25 protein-coding genes are annotated in these 24,232 nt (G+C 59.8%); 11 read left to right on the top strand and 14 right to left on the bottom strand.

Going from position 1 to position 24,232, the window contains the following annotated elements; all coding sequences use genetic code 11:
* Window positions 1-139 precede the first annotated feature (139 nt).
* Together ascF and ACOTX5_RS02640 are read left to right on the top strand one after the other, a co-directional pair.
* On the top strand, window positions 140-1,591 hold the full coding sequence (ascF, locus tag ACOTX5_RS02645) for a PTS cellobiose/arbutin/salicin transporter subunit IIBC (protein WP_017382795.1): 1,452 nt from the start codon (window positions 140-142) through the stop codon (window positions 1,589-1,591).
* Window positions 1,592-1,609: 18 nt separating this feature from the next.
* Window positions 1,610-3,034, top strand: a complete 1,425-nt coding sequence (locus ACOTX5_RS02640) for a 6-phospho-beta-glucosidase (protein WP_040118032.1) — start codon at window positions 1,610-1,612, stop codon at window positions 3,032-3,034.
* A gap of 88 nt (window positions 3,035-3,122) precedes the next feature.
* Here the strand turns inward: ACOTX5_RS02640 and hycI are convergent, their stop codons facing one another.
* From hycI to hycA, 9 genes are all read right to left on the bottom strand, one after another.
* Window positions 3,123-3,578: a hydrogenase maturation peptidase HycI gene (hycI, locus tag ACOTX5_RS02635; protein ID WP_023295326.1), complete on the bottom strand. Its 456-nt coding sequence runs from the start codon at window positions 3,576-3,578 to the stop codon at window positions 3,123-3,125.
* Entirely contained in the window at window positions 3,571-3,981 is a 411-nt protein-coding gene (locus ACOTX5_RS02630) for a formate hydrogenlyase maturation HycH family protein (RefSeq protein WP_045333218.1), read from the bottom strand. Before ACOTX5_RS02630 ends, hycI begins: the two co-directional genes overlap by 8 nt.
* Window positions 3,978-4,745, bottom strand: a complete 768-nt coding sequence (locus ACOTX5_RS02625; RefSeq protein ID WP_032669323.1) for an NADH-quinone oxidoreductase subunit B family protein — start codon at window positions 4,743-4,745, stop codon at window positions 3,978-3,980. The genes ACOTX5_RS02630 and ACOTX5_RS02625 overlap by 4 nt, the downstream gene beginning before the upstream one ends.
* Entirely contained in the window at window positions 4,745-5,287 is a 543-nt protein-coding gene (locus ACOTX5_RS02620) for a formate hydrogenlyase complex iron-sulfur subunit (protein WP_003862138.1), read from the bottom strand. Before ACOTX5_RS02620 ends, ACOTX5_RS02625 begins: the two co-directional genes overlap by 1 nt.
* A 9-nt stretch (window positions 5,288-5,296) precedes the next feature.
* Window positions 5,297-7,006, bottom strand: coding sequence for an NADH-quinone oxidoreductase subunit C (locus ACOTX5_RS02615; RefSeq protein WP_045911269.1), 1,710 nt, complete (start codon window positions 7,004-7,006; stop codon window positions 5,297-5,299).
* A 15-nt stretch (window positions 7,007-7,021) separates the two neighbouring features.
* Window positions 7,022-7,945 (bottom strand): respiratory chain complex I subunit 1 family protein, encoded by a 924-nt coding sequence (locus ACOTX5_RS02610; RefSeq protein WP_045911270.1) that lies wholly within the window; start codon window positions 7,943-7,945, stop codon window positions 7,022-7,024.
* A gap of 1 nt (window position 7,946) precedes the next feature.
* Window positions 7,947-9,761, bottom strand: coding sequence for a formate hydrogenlyase subunit 3 (hycC, locus tag ACOTX5_RS02605; RefSeq protein WP_045911271.1), 1,815 nt, complete (start codon window positions 9,759-9,761; stop codon window positions 7,947-7,949).
* Window positions 9,758-10,366, bottom strand: a complete 609-nt coding sequence (locus ACOTX5_RS02600) for a 4Fe-4S dicluster domain-containing protein (protein WP_017382803.1) — start codon at window positions 10,364-10,366, stop codon at window positions 9,758-9,760. The genes hycC and ACOTX5_RS02600 overlap by 4 nt, the downstream gene beginning before the upstream one ends.
* A 73-nt stretch (window positions 10,367-10,439) precedes the next feature.
* Entirely contained in the window at window positions 10,440-10,904 is a 465-nt protein-coding gene (gene hycA / locus ACOTX5_RS02595) for a formate hydrogenlyase regulator HycA (protein WP_045911272.1), read from the bottom strand.
* Between the two features lie 210 nt (window positions 10,905-11,114).
* Here hycA and hypA point away from each other — a divergent pair, with 210 nt between their 5' ends.
* The 6 genes from hypA to flhA all read left to right on the top strand — a co-directional run bounded on the left by hypA (window position 11,115) and on the right by flhA (window position 16,862).
* Entirely contained in the window at window positions 11,115-11,465 is a 351-nt protein-coding gene (gene hypA / locus ACOTX5_RS02590) for a hydrogenase maturation nickel metallochaperone HypA (RefSeq protein WP_032654800.1), read from the top strand.
* Between the two features lie 3 nt (window positions 11,466-11,468).
* The gene (gene hypB, locus ACOTX5_RS02585) at window positions 11,469-12,332 is read left to right on the top strand and encodes a hydrogenase nickel incorporation protein HypB (protein WP_017382805.1); all 864 of its coding nucleotides are present in this window, start codon (window positions 11,469-11,471) and stop codon (window positions 12,330-12,332) included.
* Window positions 12,323-12,595 (top strand): HypC/HybG/HupF family hydrogenase formation chaperone, encoded by a 273-nt coding sequence (locus ACOTX5_RS02580; protein ID WP_015571696.1) that lies wholly within the window; start codon window positions 12,323-12,325, stop codon window positions 12,593-12,595. The genes hypB and ACOTX5_RS02580 overlap by 10 nt, the downstream gene beginning before the upstream one ends.
* A 3-nt stretch (window positions 12,596-12,598) precedes the next feature.
* Window positions 12,599-13,720, top strand: coding sequence for a hydrogenase formation protein HypD (gene hypD, locus ACOTX5_RS02575; RefSeq protein WP_017692769.1), 1,122 nt, complete (start codon window positions 12,599-12,601; stop codon window positions 13,718-13,720).
* Window positions 13,717-14,727: a hydrogenase expression/formation protein HypE gene (gene hypE / locus ACOTX5_RS02570; protein ID WP_017692768.1), complete on the top strand. Its 1,011-nt coding sequence runs from the start codon at window positions 13,717-13,719 to the stop codon at window positions 14,725-14,727. The genes hypD and hypE overlap by 4 nt, the downstream gene beginning before the upstream one ends.
* A gap of 62 nt (window positions 14,728-14,789) precedes the next feature.
* Window positions 14,790-16,862, top strand: coding sequence for a formate hydrogenlyase transcriptional activator FlhA (gene flhA / locus ACOTX5_RS02565; protein WP_063438829.1), 2,073 nt, complete (start codon window positions 14,790-14,792; stop codon window positions 16,860-16,862).
* Window positions 16,863-16,923: 61 nt separating this feature from the next.
* Here the strand turns inward: flhA and ACOTX5_RS02560 are convergent, their stop codons facing one another.
* The gene (locus ACOTX5_RS02560; RefSeq protein WP_022649174.1) at window positions 16,924-17,268 is read right to left on the bottom strand and encodes a nitrous oxide-stimulated promoter family protein; all 345 of its coding nucleotides are present in this window, start codon (window positions 17,266-17,268) and stop codon (window positions 16,924-16,926) included.
* Window positions 17,269-17,443: 175 nt separating this feature from the next.
* On the opposite strand from ACOTX5_RS02560, the gene ACOTX5_RS02555 reads away from it, so the two are divergent.
* Entirely contained in the window at window positions 17,444-17,674 is a 231-nt protein-coding gene (locus ACOTX5_RS02555) for a SymE family type I addiction module toxin (RefSeq protein WP_003862120.1), read from the top strand.
* A 113-nt stretch (window positions 17,675-17,787) separates the two neighbouring features.
* Window positions 17,788-20,349 (top strand): DNA mismatch repair protein MutS, encoded by a 2,562-nt coding sequence (gene mutS / locus ACOTX5_RS02550; RefSeq protein ID WP_017382809.1) that lies wholly within the window; start codon window positions 17,788-17,790, stop codon window positions 20,347-20,349.
* 139 nt (window positions 20,350-20,488) lie between these two features.
* Here mutS and ACOTX5_RS02545 read toward each other — a convergent pair whose 3' ends face one another.
* The 3 genes from ACOTX5_RS02545 to ACOTX5_RS02535 are packed head-to-tail and all read right to left on the bottom strand — an operon-like array spanning window position 20,489 to window position 22,740.
* Complete coding sequence (locus ACOTX5_RS02545) at window positions 20,489-20,710, bottom strand: non-oxidative hydroxyarylic acid decarboxylases subunit D (RefSeq protein WP_003862116.1); 222 nt, start codon at window positions 20,708-20,710, stop codon at window positions 20,489-20,491.
* Window positions 20,711-20,720: 10 nt separating this feature from the next.
* Window positions 20,721-22,148, bottom strand: a complete 1,428-nt coding sequence (locus ACOTX5_RS02540; protein ID WP_015571702.1) for a non-oxidative hydroxyarylic acid decarboxylases subunit C — start codon at window positions 22,146-22,148, stop codon at window positions 20,721-20,723.
* Window positions 22,138-22,740 carry a non-oxidative hydroxyarylic acid decarboxylases subunit B gene (locus ACOTX5_RS02535; protein ID WP_063438830.1) on the bottom strand — a complete coding sequence of 201 codons (603 nt, stop codon included), beginning with the start codon at window positions 22,738-22,740 and terminating at the stop codon, window positions 22,138-22,140. Before ACOTX5_RS02535 ends, ACOTX5_RS02540 begins: the two co-directional genes overlap by 11 nt.
* Window positions 22,741-22,913: 173 nt before the next feature.
* Between ACOTX5_RS02535 and ACOTX5_RS02530 the strand changes: the two genes are divergently transcribed.
* Window positions 22,914-23,321, top strand: a complete 408-nt coding sequence (locus ACOTX5_RS02530; RefSeq protein ID WP_023304324.1) for a MarR family winged helix-turn-helix transcriptional regulator — start codon at window positions 22,914-22,916, stop codon at window positions 23,319-23,321.
* On the opposite strand, the gene ACOTX5_RS02525 is transcribed toward ACOTX5_RS02530, so the two are convergent.
* The gene (locus ACOTX5_RS02525; RefSeq protein WP_045911273.1) at window positions 23,318-24,205 is read right to left on the bottom strand and encodes a LysR family transcriptional regulator; all 888 of its coding nucleotides are present in this window, start codon (window positions 24,203-24,205) and stop codon (window positions 23,318-23,320) included. The two genes, ACOTX5_RS02530 and ACOTX5_RS02525, sit on opposite strands and share 4 nt — an antisense overlap.
* Between the last annotated feature and the right edge of the window lie 27 nt (window positions 24,206-24,232).

Raw genomic sequence — 24,232 nt, 5'->3', positions numbered from 1 at the left:
CTTTTTACGGCCACGAGTGATCGTCATCACGAAACGAAAAAATGCATAAAAAGTGGTCTTGTTTCATTAAAAGAAACTCATGATGATTGTGTGAAACCGGTTTCCTACACTTCTCACAACGATAACAGGATCACATCCGATGGCAAAAAATTACGCTGCGCTGGCGACCGACGTCGTTAGCGCGCTGGGCGGCAAAGAGAACATCGTCGCCGTCACCCACTGTATGACGCGACTGCGCTTCGTCCTGAAAGACGAAAGCCTCACCGACGCCGCACGCCTGAAAAGCATCAGCGGTGTGCTCGGCGTGGTGCGCAACGACAACCAGTGTCAGGTGATCATCGGCAACACCGTGTCCCAGGCATACCGTGAAGTGGTGAGCCTGCTGCCCGCTAACCTGCAACCTGCCGTAGCGGAAGGTCCACAGAAGCTCACGCTGCGCCGGATTGGCGCCGGGATCCTCGACGCGCTGATCGGCACCATGTCTCCGCTGATCCCGGCGATCATCGGCGGGTCGATGGTCAAGCTGCTGGCGATGATCCTTGAGATGACCGGCGTGCTGGGCAAAGGCGACCCGACGCTGACGATCCTGACCGTTATCGGCGATGGCGCGTTCTTCTTCCTGCCGCTGATGGTGGCGGCGTCCGCGGCGGTGAAGTTCAAAACCAACATGTCGCTGGCAATCGCCATCGCGGGCGTTCTGGTTCACCCGAGCTTTATCGAGCTGATGGCGAAAGCCGCGCAGGGCGAGCACGTTGAGTTCGCCTTCATTCCGGTGACGGCGGTGAAATACACCTACACGGTGATCCCCGCCCTGGTGATGACCTGGTGCCTGTCATACATCGAACGCTGGGTGGATCGCATTACCCCGGCGGTGACCAAAAACTTCCTCAAGCCGATGCTGATCGTGCTGATTGCCGCCCCGCTCGCCATCGTACTGATTGGCCCGCTCGGGATCTGGATCGGCAGCGCCATCTCCGCGCTGGTCTACACCATTCACGGCTATCTGGGCTGGCTCTCCGTTGCCATTATGGGCGCGCTGTGGCCGCTGCTGGTGATGACCGGGATGCACCGCGTGTTTACGCCGACCATCATCCAGACGATTGCCGAAACGGGCAAAGAAGGGATGGTGATGCCGTCGGAGATCGGCGCCAACCTGTCGCTCGGCGGTTCGTCGCTGGCGGTGGCGTGGAAAACCAAAAATCCGGAGCTGCGCCAGACGGCGCTGGCCGCGGCGGCCTCCGCCATCATGGCGGGGATCTCTGAACCGGCCCTGTACGGCGTAGCGGTACGCCTGAAGCGTCCGCTGATTGCGAGCCTGATCAGCGGCTTTATCTGCGGCGCGGTGGCAGGCATGGCAGGCCTTGCCAGCCATTCGATGGCGGCGCCGGGGCTGTTTACCAGCGTGCAGTTCTTCGACCCGGCCAACCCGATGACCATCGTCTGGGTGTTTGGCGTGATGGGTCTGGCGGTAGTGCTGTCGTTTGTGCTAACCCTGCTGTTAGGGTTTGAGGATATCCCGGTAGAAGACGAAGCCGAAAAAGCACGCGCCCTGCAAACCGCACCGGTACAGAACAAAGCAGCAGAAGCATAAACTGAAAGCGAGGTAAGAATGTCTGTTTTTCCACAAGGATTTTTATGGGGCGGCGCGCTTGCCGCCAACCAGAGTGAAGGGGCTTACCGTGAAGGCGGCAAAGGACTGACGACGGTCGACATGATCCCCCACGGCGCAAACCGTCTGGCGGTAAAAGTCGGCAAGGAAAAACGGTTTTCGTTGCGGGACGACGAATTCTACCCGAGCCACGAGGCGATTGATTTTTACCATCGCTACAAAGAAGACATCGCCCTGATGGCGGAGATGGGCTTTACGGTGTTCCGCACCTCGATTGCCTGGAGCCGCCTCTACCCGAACGGCGACGAACCGCTGCCGAATCAGGAAGGCATTGCCTTCTACCGCGCGGTGTTCGAGGAGTGTAAAAAGTACAACATCGAGCCGCTGGTGACGCTCTGCCACTTCGACGTGCCGATGCACCTGGTCACGGAGTACGGCTCCTGGCGCAACCGTAAGATGGTGGATTTCTTCGCCCGCTACGCCCGCACCTGCTTCGAGGCGTTTAACGGGCTGGTGAAATACTGGCTGACCTTCAACGAAATCAACATCATGCTGCACAGCCCGTTCTCCGGCGCGGGGCTGGTATTTGAAGAAGGTGAAAACGAGGACCAGGTGAAGTACCAGGCCGCGCACCACGAGCTGGTGGCGAGCGCGCTGGCGACCAAAATTGCCCACGAGGTGAACCCGGAAAACCAGGTCGGTTGTATGCTGGCGGGCGGCAATTTTTACCCCTGGTCCTGCAAGCCGGAAGACGTGTGGATGGCGCTGGAAAAAGACCGCGAGAACCTGTTCTTTATCGACGTGCAGGCGCGCGGCAGCTATCCGGCTTACTCTGCCCGCGTGTTCCGCGAGAAAGGCGTGGTGATTGTGAAAGACCCGGGCGACGATGAACTGCTGAAAAACACCGTCGACTTTGTCTCGTTCAGCTATTACGCCTCGCGCTGCGCGTCGGCGGACATGAACGCGGGAAACACCAGCGCGGCGAACATCGTGAAGTCCCTGCGCAACCCGCATATTCAGGTGAGCGAATGGGGCTGGGGCATTGACCCGCTCGGCCTGCGCATCACCATGAACATGATGTACGACCGCTACCAGAAGCCGCTGTTCCTGGTGGAAAACGGCCTTGGAGCGAAGGACGTCATTGATGAAAACGGCGAGATCAACGACGACTACCGCATCAGCTACCTGCGCGAGCATATTCGCGCGATGGCTGATGCGATTGAGGACGGCGTACCGCTGCTGGGCTACACCACCTGGGGCTGCATTGACCTTGTCTCGGCCTCAACGGGGGAAATGAGCAAGCGCTACGGGTTTGTGTACGTCGACCGGGACGACGCCGGGAACGGCACGCTGGACCGCAAGCGCAAGAAATCATTCTGGTGGTATAAGAAGGTGATTGCGAGTAACGGGGGGGATCTGGAGTAGCCTGCTGCCCTCACCCCAGCCCTCTCCCACAGGGAGAGGGGGATGGGTTTGGTAGGCCGGGTAAGGCGAAGCCGCCACCCGGCACTGCTCAGAGCTGAGAAAATCCCCCATCCCCAACCCACCCGGCAAGCCGTGAATAGACCACGTCCACCGCCTCTTTCACCGGCGGCGTCATCGGGTAATAGAACCCGACAATGTCCGGCTGAATCCCCAGAAACAGCACCTCACCCACGTCGTCTTTAATCTGATCGACCAGGTAGTTCAGCGGCATATTGTGCGTCGTCATCATAAACATCTCGGCGATGTCGTCCGGGTCAATCAGGCGGATCTCACCGGGGTTGAGCCCCATATCGGTGGCATCAACGATTAACAGCCTGTCCGGGCGCAGCTCGCGAATGGCCACCACGTCGTTTTCCGGCGCGCTGCCGCCGTCAATTACCACCCAGCTGCCCGGCGGGTTTGCGGCGCACAGTTCCGCCAGCAGCGGACCCGCGCCGTCGTCGCCCATCATGCTGTTGCCGACACACAGTAAAACGTCAGTCACGTAATCTCCTCACCATCAGGTAGATGGCGCTCTCCTGATGAATATCGTGCAGCATGCTAAGCAGCGTTTTGCTCCACGCCTGCTGCTCGGGGGTTTGCCTGCTCAGCGCCGCGTCAAAGGCGTTAGCAAGCATCGTGATGTGGTTGGCGTCGATCACGATCTCGCCGTACTTCGGCACGCCTTCCATTTTGCGCCGCGCCGTGCTGCCCTCCTCCAGCGTGGCGATCCACGTCAGGTACTCGGGCCATGGACAGCTTAACGCCGCCTCCAGGCAGTCGATCACCCCGAGGTGATGCCCAATCGCCAGGCTGTAATAGACCACCTGCTGCGCCGCAGCCGGCGTGGCATCGTTCTCATCAATAAACTTACGGCTCAGCTGGCTGAACACCACCGTTTCACTCATCGGATACGCGCCTCATCCACGATGCTGTTCAGGTTCGCCACGATCTCATTGAGTCGCGGATCGTTTTCCGCCTCCAGCCAGCGCGCCACCTGATGGTCGCCCTGGCTCAGCAGGCGCAGATAATCGTCGGCAATCTGGCGTCCGTAGCGGTAGCCCGCCAGCCTGCGCGCCGTGCGGTCGATCTTCACCCGCAGCGGCTGCACCATATCCGGGTGCAGGATAGTGGCTGGCTGGTTGTCCAGCTCGCCCGGCTCGCGGGCGTGGATTTTCTGCTCCAGCAGGCCGAGCGCCATGGCAAAACCGTACAGCGTCGCGGCGGGCGTCGGCGGGCAGCCCGGAATGTAGACGTCCACCGGCACGATTTTGTCGGTGCCGCCCCAGACGCAGTACAGGTCGTGGAAGATGCCGCCGCTGTTGCCGCAGGCACCGTACGAGATGCAGATTTTCGGGTCCGGCGCGGACTGCCAGGCGCGCAGCGCGGGGGATCGCATGGCGCGGGTGACGGCCCCGGTAAACAGCAGAATGTCCGCATGGCGCGGAGACGGCACCACTTTGATGCCGAAGCGCTCGGCGTCAAACAGCGGTGACAGCGTGGCGAAGATCTCGATCTCGCAGCCGTTGCAGCCGCCGCAGTCCACGCGGTAGACGTAGGCCGAGCGTTTGATTTTTTTCAGCAGCGACGCCTTCATGCTGGCGATGGATTCGTCCACCGTCATCGGCACAGGAATGCCGTTAGCATCGCGCGGGCCCAGTAGGTTTTCCATCAGCTGGCCTCTCTCATATGGCGGGTTAAATCGATGCGATCAGACGGCAGCAGGCACTTCTGACGCTTGCACTCCGGGCAGGTTTCGAAGCTTTCACGGTGATGCTCCGCGCGCACGTCGCCGTTGTGCTTCAGCAGCGCGATGGCGTAGTCGATCTCTTTTTGCACGGCGAACGGACGCTTGCAGACGCGGCAGTTGCACAGCGCAAAGCGCGACTGCTGGAGGAAGTCCTCTTTTTTCCACACCGCCAGCTCGTACTCCTGAGACAGGCGAATGGCGACCGTCGGGCAGACCTCCTCGCAGCGGCCGCAGAAGATGCAGCGCCCGAGGTTAAACTGCCAGGCCAGCTCGCCGGTTTTCAGGTCCGTTTCCACCGTTAAGGCATTCGACGGGCAGGCGTTGACGCAGGCCGCGCAGCCGATGCACTGCTGTGGGTTGTGCTCCGGCTTGCCGCGAAAGTTTTTATCCACCGGGATCGGCTCCAGCGGATAACTGCTGGTCTGCGCGCCGGTTTTGATCACTTTTTTGATAAAGGTAAACATGGCGAATCCTTATTTCAGCGGCGAGTTCTTACGCTCGATGCTGTAGCGCTCAAGCTCTTTGTACGGCACCACCTGGCTTTTCTTCTTGCGCACGTCCACGACGGTCATGCGATCGGTGCAGGAGTAGCACGGGTCGAGGCTGCCGATGATCAGCGGCGCGTCAGAGACGGTGTTGCCGCGCAGCATGTAGCGCAGGGTTGGCCAGTTGGCGTAGGTCGCCGCACGACAGCGCCAGCGGTAGAGCTTCTGGTTGTCGCCGGTCATGCTCCAGTGGATGTCGTCCCCGCGCGGCGCTTCGGCAAAGCCGAGGGCAAAGCGGTTTGGAATGTAGGTGAAGCCCTCCACCATCAGCGGGCCGCCCGGCAGGTTATCGAGGCCAAAGTCGATCATGTTCAGCGCAGTGAATACCTCGTTGATGCGCACCTTCAGGCGGGAGATGACGTCGCAGCCCTGCTCGCTGTGCACGGTCATCGGCAGCAGGCCGTAGCCGACGAACGGGTGATCGGCGCGGGTATCGCGGGCGTGGCCGCTGGCGCGCACCATCGGACCAACGTTACTGAAGTCGCGGGCGATTTCCGGGTCAAGACGACCGATGCCGACGGTGCGCTGCTCGATGTTGGGCGTGCTGAGCAGCATATCCACCAGCTCCTGCACGTCCCGACGCATCTGCTGCGCCAGCTGGCGGGTCTGGATCATGTCGTCCTTCAGCAGGTCGCGGCGGATCCCGCCGATCAGGTTCAGACCGTAGGTTTTACGCGCCCCGGTGAGGATCTCCGCTATCTTCATTGATGCCTCGCGCACGCGGAAGAACTGCATAAACCCGGAGTCAAAGCCGACGAAGTGGCAGGCCAGGCCGAGGTTGAGCAGGTGTGAGTGCAGGCGCTCTACCTCAAGCAGAATGGCGCGGATCATCTGCGCGCGTTCCGGCACCACGATCCCCATGCCGTTTTCCACCGAGGTGGTGTAGGCGGTGCTGTGGGCAAAGCCGCAGATGCCGCACACGCGGTCAGAGAGGAACGTGACTTCGTTGTAGCCCATGCGGGTCTCCGCCAGCTTCTCCATGCCGCGGTGGACATAGAACAGGCGGTAGTCGGCGTCGATAATGTTCTCGCCGTCGACGAACAGGCGGAAGTGGCCCGGTTCGTCGGAGGTGACGTGCAGCGGGCCAATCGGCACTACGTTATTCTTCTTGCTGCCCAGCTCGTTGATGAACTCGTAGGTTTCGCTGTCGGTGGTCGGGGCCGGGCGCTGGCGGTAGTCCATGCTGTCCTTGCGCAGCGGATAGAGTTCGTCCGGCCAGTCGTCCGGCAGCACCAGACGGCGCTCGTCAGGCAGGCCAACCGGCACCAGACCATACATATCGCGCACTTCGCGCTCGCCCCAGACCGCGGCAGGCACGCGCGGCGTGACGGAGGGGTATTCCGGTTTAGCCGGATCGACCTCTACGCGCACGGTGAGCCAGCACTTCTCCCCCTGCTCCATCGACATCACGTAGTACACCGCATAGTTGCCACACAGCTGACGCTCGTCGTTGCCGAACAGCACTGACAGCCAGCCGCCCTGCTGGTAGTAGAGAAACTCCACCACTTCCGGCAGATAGTTCACCTTAATGGTGACGGTGATCTGGTCTTTGGTTTGCCAGGACTCCTCGAGCACCACGCCCGGGAAAGCCTGATGCAATGCGGCGAGATACTGCTGACCTTTCTTTTCTTCAGACATAAACACTCTCTTTAATCACGCCACCAGCAAGGAGACGAACGCTAAAAATGCAAAACCAAAACCGGCCCAGGTGATGCGTGACGTTTCGACAAAACGCAGGCGCGCCATGCTGTTTTCAAACAGGGCAATCACCAGCACGCCGATAAGCAGCTTGAGCACAGCCACCACCACGGCCAGCAGCAGGCCGCCCGCAGAGAAGTGCGTCATCTGCCCCCACGGGAAGAAAACGCCGACGAACATCTGCAACACCACCAGTTGCTTGAGGCTGATGCCCCACTTCAGCACCGCAAAGCCATAGCCGCTGTACTCGGTGAGCGGCCCCTCCTGTAATTCCTGCTCCGCTTCCGCGAGATCGAACGGCAGCTTGCCCATCTCGATAAAGGTGGCGAACGCGCAGGCGCAGAGCGCCAGCACCAGCGGGAGCGAACGTGAAACCGGCCAGTGGTAAACGGTGTCGGTGATGAAACTGATGTGGGTCGAGCCTGCAACCTGCGCGGCGACCCACAGCCCCAGCAGCAGAATTGGCTCAACCAGCACGCCGAGCATCGCTTCGCGGCTGGCGCCGATACCCGTAAACGGGCTGCCGGTATCCAGACCCGCAATCGCAAAGAAGAAACGCGCGATGGCGAAGAGGTAGATCAGCGTAATCAGATCGCCCAGCACCGGCAGCGGCGAAGCCACCGTCACCACCGGCAGCGCGGTGGCGATGGTCAGCATCACGCCGACCATCACGAACGGCGTCAGGCGGAACACCCAGCCTGCGGCATCCGGCGCGACGCTCTGACGGGAGAGCAGTTTGAAGAGATCGCGGTACTCCTGGAGCACGCCAGGTCCGCGACGATTGTGCAGCCGGGCGCGCGCCACGCGCGTGATGCCCGACAGCAGCGGCGCGACGGCGAACAGCACCAGCGCCTGAAGAATTGCCAGTAACAGACTCATGTCAGGCTCCTCGTGAAATGACAATCACCACCAGCACCGCCAGCTCGATCAGCGCCAGGCGGCGGAACAGCACGGGCACGGCGGCACCCTGCCAGCCCGGCACCCAGCCCACCGGGTTCAGCCAATGGCGCAGCTTCAGCACGGCGGCGAAGTTCTCCTTCACCGGCATAGCGAAACCGTGGGCGGTGATGACCATCGACTGCTCATGTTCGTAGCCGCAGGCCCACGCCGCGCCGCGCGAGCGGGAGGCGAGACGGTCGCGTCTGAAGAACAGCATCAGCACGAACGGCAGGAGCGGCGCGGCAATCAGCAGCAGCGCCATCATCGGCTGGGAAACGACGGTATGCGCCGTGACCAGCGGCAGCGGAATGGCGTGGCCCAGCAGCGGCAGCAACCACGGCGCGGCGACGCCGCCCGCGATGCAGCACAGCGCCAGTGCGACCACGCTTACGCCCATCAGTAGCGGTGCGCAGCAGGCGTTCTCAGCCTCACGCGTACGCGGTGCGCCCAGGAAGGTGACGCCGTAAACCTTCGCCATACACATCACCGCCAGCGCGCCGGTGATCGCCAGGCCCACCGCCAGCAGCGGGCCGAGTAAACGCCCGATAAACGCCTCGCTCTGGCCGAGGGCGAAGAAGGACTGATAAATCACCCACTCGCCGGCAAAGCCGTTCAGCGGCGGCATCGCAGCCATCGCCATCAGCCCGACCAGCATCGCCAGCGAAATGACGGGCATTTTTTTGCCAATCCCGCCGAGCTTTTCAATATCGCGGTGCCCGGTGCGGAACCAGACGCTGCCCGCACCGAGGAACAGGGTGCTTTTAAACAGACTGTGGTTGATAAGGTGATACAGACCGCCAATAAACCCGGCGGCAATCAGCGCCGGCTGGTTGAGCGCCAGCCCGGTGACGCCCGCGCCCATGCCGAGCAGGATAATCCCGATGTTCTCCAGGGTGTGGTACGCCAGCAGACGCTGGATGTTGTGCTCCATCAGCGCGTACAGCCCGCCGACGAACGCGGTGATCATCCCCGCAATCAGCAGCGCCACGCCCCACCACAGCGGCGGCTGACCGCCCGTCAGGGTTATCATCAGGATGCCGAACAGACCGACCTTCATCACCACGGTGGAGAACAGCGCAGCGGCCGGGGCTGAGGCATTGGCATGCGCCTGCGGCACCCAGCCGTGCAGCGGGATAATCCCGGCCAGCAGGCCAAAACCGACTACGCCCAACAGCCAGACGTCGTTGCCCAGCGGCTGACCGTTAAGCGCGGCAAAATCCAGCGTGCCGAAACGCTGCCACACCAGCCAGCAGGCCAGCGCCAGCAGCAGCGTACCGAGACGTCCGAGCGCAAACCACAGCTTGCCGGAGGCGCTGCATCCGGTCAGGAACACGCCGCACAGGGCCATGATTTCTGCCATCACCACCAGCGCGCCGAGGTTGCTGGCGATAACGGTACAGACCGCGGCGGCCATCAACAGGTTAACCAGCAGGCCGTTGGCTTTGGTGTGCTGATGTCGGTGCCAGTCGATATTAAACAGGCTGATAAACAGTCCGCACAGGCCAAAGGTTATCAGCCAGATGGCGTTCAGCGGCGTAAGCTCAACGGCGTGGTGAATCAGCGGGATGAGGGTGTCGACGGACTGGCCGTCGATCAGGACAACCCCGCCCGCCGCCAGCGTCATCAGGCTGCCGACCGCCCCGCCGATACCGGCGATCACCCCGCTCAGCGTTTTATGGAAGGAGAGAAGCAGCGCCAGGACAGCGGCGGCGGCAAACCAGGCCACACCGCTGGTCATCATAACTATCGCGTTCATTTCGCCCCCTCGTTAAGCGCCCGCAGCAGCGAAAGATCGCCGACGTCGGTATTGATGGTCAGCTCGCGCTTGCGTTTGCTGGTGCGAGCGATGTCGCGGATGTTGACCAGGACCAGCGCCCGGGTCGGGCAGGTCCGCACGCAGGCCGGACCCTGCTCATCGAAGCTGCACAGATCGCACTTCACCGCAACGGCGCGAATGCCCGGCACCCAGTCCAGCAGCGTACTCACGCGTGCCGGAGCCGGTGGCGCAGGCGGCGCTTTCGCAGTATTAGCATTCGCCGGAATATGCAGCGGACGGCTGCCTGAAAACTCAATGGCGCCGAACGGACAGGCGATGCCGCACAGCTTGCAGCTCACGCACAGGCTTTCGTTCAGCTGTACCGCGCCGTCAACGCGGGTGATGGCATTGACAGGACAGACGCCCGCGCACGGGGCGTCTTCACAGTGGTGACAGAGCTGCGGGGCAGACTCTTTCTCATTACGCATGACGCGCAGGCGCGGCATGGACTGTAGCCCGTGCAGGCGGTGCGTTTCCGAACACGCCGCCTCACAGGTCCGACAGCCAATACAGACCGTCGAGTCAGCAATTACAAAACGGTTCACCGGGTCATCCTCTGGTGATGGTCATTTTTGACGAAAAAAAACTGTCTTATCGACACTTCTCGACACTCGTTTTTCAAGCCACGTTCGCGGAGGATTTTCCGTCGATCAGCTGTTTCAGGTTGACTGGCCTGTCATGCTCAACGGCGGTGTAGAGGCCGTTGTAAACCGGCGCGATTTTCTCCAGATAGTGCTCCAGCACCTGCTGGCGATCGCGGTTGCTGACGTGACCGTCCACCATGCCGTCCGCCATCAGCTGCGCCCGGGCGATGCAGTGCCTGTCGCCCTCTTTCGTCTCGACGTAGTACTCAATCGTGTGGCTGTTGAAGGTCTCCGCCAGGGTGACGTAAACCGTAAAGTGACCGAACAGGACAAAACGCATATCCCCCTGCGCCGCACAGCTCATGGCGTGATGCAGATGGGCCTTCGATAGCGTGATCCCCTGGATCAGTGAATTGCAGTACAGGTGCCATTGCTCCTGGAGCTGCTGATGACGTTGTGCGATGTAATCCGCTTTTTCGCTAATTTCCCAAATAGTCATAAAAGGTATCCGGTTAATGGAGTTAGCGGCTGTTAAGCAGATTTCGTGCCAGTTTTTAATTTGTTGATTTAAATGGGTTTTAAAGAGATGCGCACTGTCACCGCCGCGGTGTCGACGTGTCATTTCGACAGCGTTGACATCGTCACGCCGTAACGCAAATCAAGCTGGCACCGTTATTGCATTGAAGGGGCAATTCATTAAGGAGGCGTCATGCACGAAATCACCCTCTGCCAGCGGGCACTGGAACTTATCGAACAGCAGGCAGTGCATAACCACGCGAAACGCGTCACCGGCGTCTGGCTGAAGGTCGGGGCGTTTTCCTGCGTCGAGACCAGCGCCCTCACCTTCTGTTTTGAGCTGGTGTGCCGCGGCACGCTGGCGGAAGGCTGCGCGCTGCATATCGACGAGCAGCAGGCAGAGTGCTGGTGCGAGCAGTGTCAGCAGTACGTCACGCTGCTGTCATCGAAGGTACAGCGCTGTCCGCAGTGCCAGAGCAGCGGGCTGCGCATCGTGGCGGATGACGGTATGCAGATCCAACGCCTCGAAATCGAGAAGGAGTAATGTATGTGTAGTACCTGCGGTTGCGCTGAAGGCAACCTGTATATAGAAGGGGATGAACACCGTCCCCACTCCGCGTTTCGCTCCGCGCCCTTTTCTCCTGCCCCGCGTCCCGCGGCGGCCCTGACCGGCATCACCTTTGCCCCGCAGCGTTCCGACGCGGGCGACCTCCATTACGGCCACGGCGAAGCGGGTACGCACGCGCCGGGCATCAGCCAGCGCCAGATGCTGGAGGTGGAGATCAACGTGCTGGACAAGAATAACCAGCTCGCCGCCCGCAATCGCGCCCGCTTTGCCGCGCGCGAACAGCTGGTGCTGAACCTGGTCTCCAGCCCCGGCTCCGGTAAAACCACGCTGCTGACCGAAACCCTTAAACGTCTGAACGAACACGTCTCCTGCGCCGTAATCGAAGGCGACCAGCAAACGGTAAACGACGCCGCGCGCATCCGCGAAACCGGTACGCCTGCGATTCAGGTCAACACCGGGAAAGGGTGCCACCTGGACGCGCAGATGATTGCCGACGCCGCCCCGCGCCTGCCGCTGGCGGATAACGGTATCCTGTTTATTGAAAACGTCGGCAACCTGGTCTGCCCGGCAAGCTTCGACCTCGGCGAGCGGCATAAAGTGGCGGTGCTCTCCGTGACCGAAGGAGAAGACAAGCCGCTGAAATATCCGCATATGTTTGCCGCCGCCTCCCTCATGCTGCTGAACAAGGTCGACCTGCTGCCGTACCTGAATTTCGACGTGGATAAGTGCCTGGCTTACGCCCGGGAAGTGAACCCGGACATTGAGATCCTGCTGCTTTCCGCCACGCGCGGCGACGGGATGGACGCCTGGCTGAACTGGCTGGAGAACGAACGATGTGCATAGGCGTCCCCGGACAAATTCATTCCCTCGACGGCAATCAGGCCAAAGTGGAGGTCTGCGGCATCCTGCGCGATGTCGACCTGACGCTGGTAGGCAGCCACGATGAGACCGGCGCAACGCGTCTCGGCCAGTGGGTGCTGGTTCACGTGGGTTTTGCCATGAGCGTGATTAATGAGGAAGAAGCCCGCGACACGCTGGATGCGCTACAGAATATGTTTGACGTCGAGCCGGACGTGGGCGCCCTGCTGTATGGCGAGGAGCGATAACACATGCGTTACGTTGATGAATATCGCGCGCCGGAGCAGGTGTTGCAGCTTATCGATCGCCTGAAAACCCGCGCCTCGCTGCTGGACTACACGAAAGAAAAACCGCTGCGGATCATGGAGGTGTGCGGCGGACACACCCACGCCATCTTTAAATTTGGCCTCGACCAGCTGCTGCCGGAGAACATCGAGTTTATCCACGGCCCCGGCTGCCCGGTATGCGTGCTGCCGATGGGGCGCATCGACAGCTGTATCGACATCGCCAGCCGCCCCGGTGTGATTTTTTGCACCTTTGGCGACGCCATGCGTGTTCCGGGAAAAAATGGCTCGCTGCTCCAGGCGAAGGCGCGCGGCGCGGACGTGCGGATCGTCTACTCACCGATGGATGCCCTGACGCTGGCGATGGCTAATCCTGAGCGTAAGGTCGTCTTTTTCGGGCTGGGTTTTGAAACCACCATGCCCGCCACCGCCATTACCCTCCAGCAGGCGAAAGCCCGCAACGTCACTAACTTTTACTTTTTCTGCCAGCACATCACGCTTATTCCCACGCTGCGCAGCCTGCTTGAAGCGCCGGATAACGGTATCGACGCGTTTCTGGCGCCGGGCCACGTCAGCATGGTGATCGGCACAGAAGCCTACGGTTTTATCGCTGAACAGTACAATCGTCCGTTAGTGGTGGCTGGTTTCGAGCCACTTGATCTACTGCAAGGCGTGACCATGCTGGTTGAGCAGAAAATAGCGGCCCTGAGTGCGGTGGAAAATCAGTATCGTCGCGTGGTGCCCGATGCAGGTAACAGACGGGCACAGCAGGCCATAGCCGACGTGTTTAGCGTCGAAGGCGACAGCGAGTGGCGCGGACTGGGGCTGATTGCCGAATCCGGCGTACACCTGACGCCCGCGTATCGCGCCTTCGACGCCGAAGCGCATTTCCGCCCGCAGCCGCAGCAGGTGTGCGACGATCCCCGCGCCCGCTGTGGCGACGTACTCACCGGCAAATGCAAACCTCATCACTGCCCGTTATTTGGCAACGCCTGTAACCCGCAAACCGCGTTTGGCGCGCTGATGGTCTCTTCCGAAGGGGCATGCGCCGCGTGGTATCACTATCGCAACCAGGAGTGTGAAGCATGAACACGGTGGAAATGGCGCACGGAAGCGGTGGACAGGCGATGCAGCAGCTGATTAACCGGCTGTTTATGGAAGCCTTTAATAACCCCTGGCTCGCCGAGCAGGAAGATCAGGCGCGTATTGACCTCGCGGCCCTGACCGCCCACGGTGACAGGCTGGCGTTCTCTACCGACAGCTACGTGATTGACCCGCTGTTCTTCCCGGGAGGCGATATCGGCAAGCTCGCCGTCTGCGGCACGGCAAACGACGTCGCCGTCAGCGGCGCGATCCCCCGCTACCTCTCCTGCGGGTTTATCCTCGAAGAAGGGTTACCAATGGAGACGCTCACGGCGGTGGTCAACAGCATGGCGCACACCGCCCGCGAGGCGGGGATCGCCATCGTCACCGGGGATACCAAGGTGGTGCAGCGCGGCGCGGCGGATAAGCTCTTCATCAACACAGCCGGGATGGGCGCGATCCCTGCCGACATTCACTGGGGCGCGCAGCAGCTTTGCGCAGGCGACGTGCTGATTGTCAGCGGCACGCTGGGCTGCCACGGGGCAACCATCCTGAACCTGCGCGAAGGCCTGGGGCTGGATGGCGAGCTGCGCAGTGACTGCGCGGTACTCACGCCGCTGATCCAGACGCTGCGCGACATGCCGGGCGTAAAAGCCCTGCGCGACGCCACGCGGGGCGGCGTGAATGCCGTCGTGCACGAGTTCGCGGCAAGCTGCGGCTGCGGGATTGAGCTGACCGAGCGCGGCCTGCCCGTTAAGCCCGCCGTGCGCGGGCTGTGCGAGCTACTAGGTCTAAACCCGCTTAACTTTGCCAATGAGGGCAAGCTGGTGATCGGCGTGGAACGCGCGGCGGCGGAAGCCGTACTTGCACAGCTGCGCACGCATCCTTTAGGGAAAGACGCGGCCATCATCGGCGACGTGGTTGAGCGCAAAGGGGTGCGCCTGACCGGGCTTTACGGCGTGAAGCGCACGCTGGATCTGCCGCACGCTGAACCGTTACCCCGAATTTGCTAGACCGCGCCAAAAGCGGTCAGCGCTGAATTTCTCTTTTTGCCAGTTTCTATTGGAAAGCAACAATGCCGTATACACCGATGAGCGATCTTGGACAGCAGGGCCTGTTTGACATCACGCGCACACTTTTACAACAGCCCGATCTCGGCGCGCTGAGCGATGCCCTGACGCGGCTGGTCAGGCAATCAGCGCTGGCGGACAGCGCCGCCATTGTGCTCTGGCATAGCGCAACCCACCGCGCGAGCTATTTCTCAACGCGTGATAACGGCAAAATCTTCGAATATGAAGATGAAACGTTTCTGGCCCACGGCCCGGTGCGGCGTATCCTCTCCCGCCCGGAAGCGCTGCACTGCAATTTTGACCAGTTTCGCCAGGCCTGGCCGAAGCTGGCAGAGAGCAATCTTTACCACCCATTCGGCCACTACAGCATGCTGCCGCTGGCGGTGGAAGGGCAAATTTTTGGCGGCTGCGAGTTTATCCGCGATACCGACCAGCCCTGGAGCGAGGCGGAGTACGAACGCCTGCACACCTTTACCCAGATTGTGGCCGTTGTCGCGGAGCAGATCCAAAGCCGCGTCACCAATAATGTGGACTACGACCTGCTGAGCCGCGAGCGCGATAACTTCCGCATTCTGGTTGCCATCACCAACGCCGTGCTCTCCCGCCTGGACATGGATGAGTTGGTCAGCGAAGTGTCAAAAGAGATCCATCACTATTTTAAAATCGATGCCATCAGCATTGCGCTACGCGGCAACCGGAAAGGCAAGCTCAACATCTACTCCACCCACTACCTTGATGAAGCCAACCCGGCGCACGAGCAGAGCGAAGTGGACGAAGCGGGAACGCTGTCCGAGCGGGTATTTAAAAGCAAAGAGATCCTGCTGCTCAATCTCAATGAACAGGATCCGGTAGCCCCCTACGAGCGGATGTTGTTCAACACCTGGGGCAACAAGATCCAGACCCTGTGCCTGCTGCCGCTGATGTCCGGCAACACCATGCTCGGCGTGCTTAAACTGGCGCAGTGCGATGAAGCCGTATTTACCACCGCTAACCTGAAGCTGCTGCGCCAGATCGCCGAGCGTATCTCCATTGCGCTGGATAACGCCCTCGCCTATCAGGAGATCCATCGCCTGAAGGAGCGGCTGGTGGACGAAAACCTGGCGCTGACCGAGCAGCTCAACAACGTGGACAGCGAGTTTGGCGAAATCATCGGGCGCAGCGATGCCATGTACAGCGTCCTTAAGCAGGTGGAAATGGTGGCGCAGAGCGACAGCACGGTGCTGATCCTCGGTGAAACCGGCACCGGGAAAGAGCTGATTGCCCGGGCGATCCACAACCTGAGCAACCGCAACAGCCGCCGGATGGTGAAGATGAACTGCGCGGCGATGCCTGCGGGCTTACTGGAAAGCGACCTGTTCGGCCACGAGCGCGGCGCCTTTACCGGCGCCAGCAGCCAGCGGCTGGGCCGTTTTGAACTGGCGGATAAAAGCTCGTTGTTCCTCGACGAAGTGGGCGATATGCCGCTGGAGCTTCAGCCCAAGCTGCTGCGCGTTTTGCAGGAGCAGGAGTTCGAGCGCCTCGGCAGCAACAAGCTGATCCAGACCGACGTGCGTCTGATTGCCGCCACCAATCGCGATCTGAAAAAAATGGTCGCCGACCGCGAGTTTCGCAGCGATCTTTACTATCGCCTGAACGTCTTCCCGATCTGCCTGCCGCCGCTGCGCGAGCGCCCGGAAGATATTCCGCTGCTGGTGAAAGCCTTTACCGCGAAGATTGCCCGCCGGATGGGGCGAAATATCGACAGTATTCCTGCCGAAACGCTACGCACACTCACGGCGATGGAGTGGCCGGGGAACGTGCGCGAGCTGGAAAACGTCATTGAGCGCGCGGTCCTGCTGACGCGCGGGAACGTGCTCCAGCTCTCCCTGCCAGAGGTTACTCTCTCTGAAACGACCGTGACCGCAACCGAGCTTGCGAAAGAGGGAGAAGATGAATATCAGCTCATTATGCGAGTGCTGAAGGAGACCAACGGCGTGGTAGCCGGACCGAAAGGTGCGGCGCAACGGCTGGGGCTGAAGCGTACCACCCTGCTCTCGCGCATGAAGCGTCTGGGAATCGATAAAGAGAGCCTGAATTAACCCGTCATTCCGGCGACGTCGCCCTGCGCGTAATTTGTCGCCCACTGCGGCGCGGAGCCGGTTATTTTTTGGGCCGATACTTTTCGGGTAATTCCGGAACCGGACGGCGATCGTCGATCAGATGACGGATGGTCAGAATCGGATGGCGCCATAACATACGTGGCCCTGCCCAGCGCATCACCTGCTTCATCTCTTCCCGTCGGGCGGGTTGATAACAGTGCACAGGGCACTGTTTGCAGGCAGGTTTTTCCTCACCAAACACGCATTTATCCAGCCGCTTATCGGCATAAGCCTTGAGCGCCGAATAGTGCCCCTCTTCTTTTATGGCGTGCGGACACCTGTTTTCGTACAGGGCGATCATTCTGGCGATCGTCTTTTTTTCTCGTGAAATACGTTTACCGGACATAACGTCGTCCTCAACAATAAAGTGCATTTATAATACCCTTTTATCCGCACATTTTCAGTCATTGCATTCCATTTTCTGAAGCGCCCTTCCAGAATTACCCCGCCCCCCGCTGCGTTTTACTGGTATTTTATACAGGCATAAATAACCACCTTTGACCGCATTCACCGGAGAGCTTATGCAAGAGATCGCGATCGCCAAACCCTATCGTCACTTGAAAGTGGGTTACTTCAGAAAACGTCATGAAGACCGTAAAACGAAAATTCCAAAACGGTACAGCGTACACGCTGCGCTGAGCCTGAAAGGCGACTGGCTTGAGCAAGCGGGATTTACCACCAACTCGCAGGTTCGGGTGGGCGTCGAGCACGGAAAAATCATCATTGAATTAATGGCGGAAGATGCCTCGTAAAGTCGTGACTTTTTTCTGCGCCGCACCTTTTTTTCATGCGACAATAGAAGGAACAATCGGCCATTGAGCCGCTCAAAGCGTAATATTTTCAAAGAAATGGATATCATAACTCCATGAGCACAATCGACAATTTCGACGCGCATACGCCAATGATGCAGCAGTACCTGAAGCTGAAGGCCCAGCATCCGGAAATTCTGCTGTTTTACCGTATGGGCGATTTTTACGAGCTTTTTTATGACGATGCGAAACGTGCGTCTCAGCTGCTCGACATTTCCCTGACGAAACGTGGCGCGTCGGCAGGCGAGCCCATCCCGATGGCGGGTATCCCGCATCACGCGGTTGAAAACTATCTGGCGAAGCTGGTGAACCAGGGTGAGTCTGTCGCTATCTGCGAACAAATTGGCGACCCGGCCACGTCGAAAGGCCCCGTTGAGCGCAAGGTCGTGCGCATCGTCACGCCGGGAACCATCAGCGATGAGGCCCTGCTTCAGGAGCGCCAGGATAACCTGCTGGCGGCGATCTGGCAGGACAGTAAAGGGTTTGGCTACGCCACGCTGGATATCAGCTCCGGTCGTTTTCGCCTGAGTGAACCGGCTGACCGTGAAACCATGGCGGCTGAACTACAGCGCACCAATCCGGCAGAACTGCTTTATGCAGAGGATTTCGCCGAGACGGCGCTGATTGAAGGTCGCCGCGGCCTGCGTCGTCGCCCACTGTGGGAGTTCGAAATTGATACCGCGCGCCAGCAGTTGAACCTGCAATTTGGCACGCGCGATTTGATTGGCTTTGGCGTAGAAAACGCCCCGCGCGGGCTGTGCGCAGCAGGCTGCCTGTTGCAGTACGTTAAGGATACGCAGCGTACCGCCCTGCCCCATATCCGTTCCATTACCATGGAGCGTCAGCAGGACAGCATCATCATGGATGCCGCCACCCGCCGCAACCTGGAGATCACTCAGAATCTCGCTGGCGGCATGGAAAATACGCTGGCGTCGGTTCTCGACAGCACGGTTACCCCCATGGGCAGCCGTATGCTCAAACGCTGGCTGCATATGCCGATCCGCAATACCGACACGCTGATCGGTCGCCAGCAAACCATTGCCGCATTGCAGGATCGTTACACCGACTTGCAGCCGGTGCTGCGTCAGGTGGGTGATCTTGAGCGTATCCTGGCGCGCCTGGCACTGCGCACCGCGCGTCCACGCGATCTCGCCCGTATGCGCCACGCGTTCCAGCAGTTGCCGGAACTGCGCGCCCAGCTGGGAGAGATCGACAGCGCGCCAGTGCAGAAGCTGCGCGAAACCATGGGCGAATTTACCGAGCTTCGCGAACTGCTGGAACGCGCCATCATTGATGCGCCGCCTGTTCTGGTGCGGGATGGCGGGGTTATTGCTCCAGGTTATAACGAAGAGCTGGACGAATGGCGTGCGCTGGCCGATGGCGCGACGGATTATCTGGATAAGCTGGAAATCCGCGAGCGTGAACGTCTGGGGCTCGACACCCTGAAAGTCGGCTACAACGCGGTACACGGTTACTATATCCAGATCAGCCGTGGGCAGAGCCACCTGGCACCTATTCACTACGTTCGCCGCCAGACGCTGAAAAATGCCGAGCGCTACATTATTCCCGAGCTGAAAGAGTACGAAGACAAAGTGCTCACGTCGAAAGGTAAAGCGCTGGCGCTGGAGAAACAGCTGTATGACGAGCTGTTCGACATCCTGATGCCGCACCTGGCTGACCTGCAACTGAGCGCCGCTGCGCTGGCCGAGCTGGATGTCCTGGTAAACCTGGCCGAGCGCGCCGATACGCTGAACTACACCTGTCCGACCTTTACTGACAAACCCGGCATTCGCATTACCGAAGGCCGCCACCCGGTGGTTGAGCAGGTGCTGAACGAACCGTTTATTGCCAACCCGTTGAACCTGTCACCGCAGCGAAGAATGCTGATCATTACCGGCCCCAACATGGGCGGTAAAAGCACCTATATGCGCCAGACAGCCCTTATCGCGCTGCTCGCCTACATCGGCAGCTACGTTCCGGCGCAGAAAGTTGAGATTGGCCCTATCGACCGTATCTTCACCCGTGTGGGTGCGGCGGACGATCTGGCGAGCGGTCGCTCTACCTTTATGGTCGAGATGACCGAAACCGCCAACATTCTGCATAACGCGACAGAGAACAGTCTGGTGTTGATGGACGAAGTAGGACGCGGTACCTCCACCTATGACGGCCTGTCCCTGGCCTGGGCGTGCGCGGAAAGTCTGGCAAATAAAATCAAGGCGCTGACGCTGTTCGCAACGCACTATTTCGAACTGACACAGCTGCCAGAGAAAATGGAAGGCGTGGCTAACGTCCACCTTGATGCGCTTGAGCACGGCGACACCATCGCCTTTATGCACACGGTGCAGGACGGCGCGGCAAGCAAGAGTTATGGCCTGGCCGTCGCGGCGCTGGCGGGCGTGCCAAAAGAGGTGATCAAGCGCGCGCGTCAGAAACTGCGTGAACTGGAAAGTTTGTCACCGAATGCGGCGGCGACGCAGATAGATGGTACGCAGATGTCACTGCTGGCGGTCCCGGAAGAGACCTCTCCGGCCGTGGAAGCGCTGGAAAATCTCGACCCGGATTCCCTGACGCCGCGACAGGCGCTGGAGTGGATTTATCGGTTGAAGAGTCTGGTTTAGTTCTCTGCGGTCTTTTTTGCCGGGTGGCGGCTTCGCCTTACCCGGCCTACAAAACCCGTAGGCCCGGTAAGCGTAGCGCCACCGGGCAAAGGACCGCACAATATTATCGCCCGGTAAGCGCAGCCGCCACCGGGCTTTTTTACAGCAGCGGCGGGATCGTCGGCACCTGCGGCGCCTCATCAATATCCTTCTGCGTCATGCGGAACGCTTCCGGGTAATGCTCGCGGCTGGTACGGCGCAGCGGTTCGGTATCGCGCCAGGTATAAAGACAGTGCTGACACTGGTATACCGTCCAGACACCTTTCACCGGTGATGTTGCCATCACTTCAATATGTTCATCGGCACAACGTGGACAAATCATTTTTTCCTCCTTATTGACGTGCCGCCAGCATCGCGGTCAGTTTTTCGGCCCAGGCTTTGGTTTCAGGGAGATCCTGTACCGGCTGGCTGTAGTGACCACGGTTGTCCGGGGCAACAGGGGTGGTGGCATCAATGATCAGCTTGTCAGTGATCCCCGCCGGGCTGGAGCCGGGGTCAAGCTCGAGCACAGACATATTCGGTAGCTGTACCAGATCGCCTGCCGGATTGACCTTCGATGACAGCGCCCACATCACCTGCGGCAGGTTAAACGGATCGACATCTTCATCCACCATAATCACCATCTTCACGTAACCCAGACCGTGTGGCGTGGTCATGGCGCGGAGCCCGACCGCACGGGCAAAACCGCCGTAACGCTTTTTAGTGGAGATAATCGCCAGCAGACCGTGGGTGTACATGGCGTTCACCGCCTGCACTTCCGGGAATTCCGCCTTCAGCTGCTGATAGAGCGGTACGCAGGTGGCGGGCCCCATCAGATAATCAATTTCGGTCCACGGCATGCCCAGGTAGAGAGATTCGAAAATCGGTTTAGTGCGGTAAGAAACTTTGTCGATACGCACAACCGTCATGTTGCGCCCGCCGGAGTAGTGACCGGTAAACTCACCGAAGGGCCCTTCAATTTCACGTTTCCGGCCTTCAATCACCCCTTCCAGGATCACTTCCGACCCCCACGGCACATCGAAACCGGTCAGCGGAGCCGTCGCAATCGGATACGGGCTTTCACGTAGCGCACCGGCCATCTCATACTCGGATTGATCGTATTTCAGCGGCGTGGCGCCCATCAGGGTGATGATCGGATCGTTACCCAGCGTAATGGCAATTGGCAGGTCTTCGCCGCGCTCTTCTGCCTTATGCAGATGCAACGCAATATCGTGCATCGGCACCGGTTGCAGGCCGAGCTTACGCTTGCCCTTCACTTCCATACGATAGATCCCGACGTTCTGCTTGCCGAAGTGATCGGGGTCGAGCGGATCGCGGGAGACAACGCATGCTTTATCGAGATAAAAGCCCCCGTCACCGTCGTTCAGGCGGAACAGCGGCAGAATGTCGAACAGGTTAATGTCTTCCCCGTCCACCGTGTTCTGCGCCCAGGCCGGGTTTGCACGACGCTCTGGCGCGACGGGAAATTTGTCCCAGCGACGAATAAACTCGTCGATCTGTTTTTTCACCGGGGTATTCGCCGGCAGCCCCATCGAAATAGCGTGGTTTTGCCACGAGCCGATAGTGTTCATCACCACACGGGCATCGGTGAAACCGCGAATATTATCGAACCACAGCGCAGGCGCGCCATCGCCAATGCGCCCGGTAGCGTTGGCGGCCGCCGCTAAATCCGGCTCAGCGTTTACCTCTTCCTCAATTTTCAGCAGCTGCCCTTGCTCATCGAGCGCCTGCAAGAAGCTTCTCAAATCATCAAATGCCATCTTTATTCTCCTGTGAAAAATGTTTCGCTGCCTGCAAACCTTCCCAGCGTCGGGCTTTTTTATGCTCCAGACCGAACTGGTCGAGAACGCGGGTCACGATATGATGGGTAATGTCATCGGCGGTTTGCGGGTGGTTGTAGTACGCAGGCATAGGCGGCACCATCGCCACGCCCATGCGGGAAAGGGCAAGCATGTTCTCGAGATGGATGGTGCTGAGCGGCGTCTCACGGGGAACCAGCACCAGCTTGCGTCCCTCTTTCAGCACCACGTCTGCCGCACGCCCTACCAGCCCTTCGGCGTAGCCCGCGCGGATACCCGCCAGCGTTTTCATGCTGCACGGGATGACGATCATGCCGTCGGTGCGAAACGAGCCGGAGGAGATGGTGGCAGCCTGATCGGCCGGGCTATGGACGACATCCGCCAGGGCAGCAACGTCATGCGCAGTGAAGGGCGTTTCCAGCTCAATCGTGGTTTTTGCCCACTTCGACATCACCAGATGCGTTTCCACCTCCGGCATTTCCCGCAGCGCCTGCAACAACGCCACGCCTAATTGCGCACCCGTTGCGCCCGTCATTCCCACAATCAATCTCATTCAGCACCTCAATAAGTTTGTTCGTATACGAACATATTAATTAACCTACGCCTTGATCCTGCTGCTGACAAGATCGTTCGCATACGATCACACTAATCGCTAAAAAACTCTCGCGTTAAAATTCAGCCCGAGAGCGGCTATCATAGAGGGAGTATTTTTCCGTCGGAGTGTCCATGGAGTTAAGACAAGAAGCTTTTCACCTGCTACGTCAGCTTTTTCAACAGCATACCGCCCAGTGGCAGCACGCATTGCCCGAACTGACAAAGCCACAGTATGCGGTGATGCGGTCAATTGCTGAAAATCCTGGCATTGAGCAGGTTGCCCTGACTGAAGTCGCGGTGAGCACCAAAGCGACGCTGGCAGAAATGCTGAGCCGCATGGAAGCACGCGGCCTGGTCAGGCGCGAGCACGATCCGGCGGACAAGCGCCGTCGGTTTGTCTTTCTGACGGCCGAAGGTGAGGCCCTGCTTGAGAGCAGTAAACCGATTGGAAATGAGGTGGATGAGACGTTTTTAGGGCGCCTTAACGGCGCGGAACGAGAGCAATTTTCAGCGCTCATTAAAAAGATGATGCAGGATTAAGTAACCCTGACGCGCATAAAATCAATAAATGTTCGCACTTTCGCGGGCACATGCCGGGCATCAGGATAAACGGCATAGATGCCCTGCTGAGCGAACGTGTACGCCGGTAACAGCGAGACCAGTTCCCCTGCATCCAGTGCGTTTCGCACCAGCCACTCCGGCAGCAGCGCCACTCCACATCCCGCGAGGGCAAAAGCCATCAGCGCCTGGGCGCTGTCTGCATACAGGCGCGGCGCTTTCTTGATCTCAAAGGAAACCGGCTGCCCATCAACGCCTCTCATCTGCCAGCGCAGCGGCGAGGTTAAACGCTCGTGAATGATCCAGTCCGCTTCCGCCAGCTGCTCCAGCGAGTTAACCGGATGGTTTGCCAGCCAGCCTGGCGTTGCCACGGGCAGGATGGTGAAGGAGGTCATCAACGCGGCGTGGTAGCGCGAATCTGCAAGCGTGCCGAGCCGGATAGCGACATCGAAGCGCTCGGCGATAAGATCGGCATGCAAAGAGGACGAGACATGCCGCACGCGAAGGTCCGGGTGCAACTGGCTAAATTCAGCCAGCAAAGGCACCACCACCTGCGAGCCATATTCGGGCGTGGTGGTGATCCGCAGTTCTCCCGTCAGCCCGGCGTGGTTGGCGCGAACGTCATCCTGCAATCGCTCTGCATACCGTAACAGCATCACGCTTCGTTGATGAAAGAGCTTCCCCGCCTCGGTCAGCGTCAGGCGTCGGGTGGTTCGCAGCAACAGGGTGACGCCCAGCTCCTCTTCAAGCTGACGAATATGAAAGCTGACCACCGCTTTTGTCAGCCCCATCGCCTCCGCTGCGGCGGTGAAACTGCCGGTGTCCGCTACGGCGATAAACATCGCCGTACGCTGTAAATTAAGCATCGCTTGCCTGGTTAACTGTCAAAATAA

Origin of the sequence: Enterobacter cloacae complex sp. IR5441, from assembly GCF_049238215.1 — a bacterium.
GTDB classification, from domain to species: Bacteria; Pseudomonadota; Gammaproteobacteria; order Enterobacterales; family Enterobacteriaceae; genus Enterobacter; species Enterobacter hormaechei_C.
The sequence above is the reverse complement of the archived record's forward strand: the minus strand, read 5'-3'. Positions and strand labels throughout refer to the sequence as shown.

Excerpts from the sequence above, each read along its gene's own strand:
- ascF (WP_017382795.1), top strand. The coding sequence starts at position 140 with ATGGCAAAAAATTACGCTGCGCTGGCGACCGACGTCGTTAGCGCGCTG.
- ACOTX5_RS02640 (WP_040118032.1), top strand. The coding sequence starts at position 1,610 with ATGTCTGTTTTTCCACAAGGATTTTTATGGGGCGGCGCGCTTGCCGCC.
- ACOTX5_RS02630 (WP_045333218.1), bottom strand. The coding sequence starts at position 3,981 with ATGAGTGAAACGGTGGTGTTCAGCCAGCTGAGCCGTAAGTTTATTGAT.
- ACOTX5_RS02625 (WP_032669323.1), bottom strand. The coding sequence starts at position 4,745 with ATGGAAAACCTACTGGGCCCGCGCGATGCTAACGGCATTCCTGTGCCG.
- ACOTX5_RS02620 (WP_003862138.1), bottom strand. The coding sequence starts at position 5,287 with ATGTTTACCTTTATCAAAAAAGTGATCAAAACCGGCGCGCAGACCAGC.
- ACOTX5_RS02615 (WP_045911269.1), bottom strand. The coding sequence starts at position 7,006 with ATGTCTGAAGAAAAGAAAGGTCAGCAGTATCTCGCCGCATTGCATCAG.
- ACOTX5_RS02610 (WP_045911270.1), bottom strand. The coding sequence starts at position 7,945 with ATGAGTCTGTTACTGGCAATTCTTCAGGCGCTGGTGCTGTTCGCCGTC.
- hycC (WP_045911271.1), bottom strand. The coding sequence starts at position 9,761 with ATGAACGCGATAGTTATGATGACCAGCGGTGTGGCCTGGTTTGCCGCC.
- hycA (WP_045911272.1), bottom strand. The coding sequence starts at position 10,904 with ATGACTATTTGGGAAATTAGCGAAAAAGCGGATTACATCGCACAACGT.
- hypA (WP_032654800.1), top strand. The coding sequence starts at position 11,115 with ATGCACGAAATCACCCTCTGCCAGCGGGCACTGGAACTTATCGAACAG.
- hypB (WP_017382805.1), top strand. The coding sequence starts at position 11,469 with ATGTGTAGTACCTGCGGTTGCGCTGAAGGCAACCTGTATATAGAAGGG.
- ACOTX5_RS02580 (WP_015571696.1), top strand. The coding sequence starts at position 12,323 with ATGTGCATAGGCGTCCCCGGACAAATTCATTCCCTCGACGGCAATCAG.
- hypD (WP_017692769.1), top strand. The coding sequence starts at position 12,599 with ATGCGTTACGTTGATGAATATCGCGCGCCGGAGCAGGTGTTGCAGCTT.
- hypE (WP_017692768.1), top strand. The coding sequence starts at position 13,717 with ATGAACACGGTGGAAATGGCGCACGGAAGCGGTGGACAGGCGATGCAG.
- flhA (WP_063438829.1), top strand. The coding sequence starts at position 14,790 with ATGCCGTATACACCGATGAGCGATCTTGGACAGCAGGGCCTGTTTGAC.
- ACOTX5_RS02560 (WP_022649174.1), bottom strand. The coding sequence starts at position 17,268 with ATGTCCGGTAAACGTATTTCACGAGAAAAAAAGACGATCGCCAGAATG.
- ACOTX5_RS02555 (WP_003862120.1), top strand. The coding sequence starts at position 17,444 with ATGCAAGAGATCGCGATCGCCAAACCCTATCGTCACTTGAAAGTGGGT.
- mutS (WP_017382809.1), top strand. The coding sequence starts at position 17,788 with ATGAGCACAATCGACAATTTCGACGCGCATACGCCAATGATGCAGCAG.
- ACOTX5_RS02545 (WP_003862116.1), bottom strand. The coding sequence starts at position 20,710 with ATGATTTGTCCACGTTGTGCCGATGAACATATTGAAGTGATGGCAACA.
- ACOTX5_RS02540 (WP_015571702.1), bottom strand. The coding sequence starts at position 22,148 with ATGGCATTTGATGATTTGAGAAGCTTCTTGCAGGCGCTCGATGAGCAA.
- ACOTX5_RS02535 (WP_063438830.1), bottom strand. The coding sequence starts at position 22,740 with ATGAGATTGATTGTGGGAATGACGGGCGCAACGGGTGCGCAATTAGGC.
- ACOTX5_RS02530 (WP_023304324.1), top strand. The coding sequence starts at position 22,914 with ATGGAGTTAAGACAAGAAGCTTTTCACCTGCTACGTCAGCTTTTTCAA.
- ACOTX5_RS02525 (WP_045911273.1), bottom strand. The coding sequence starts at position 24,205 with ATGCTTAATTTACAGCGTACGGCGATGTTTATCGCCGTAGCGGACACC.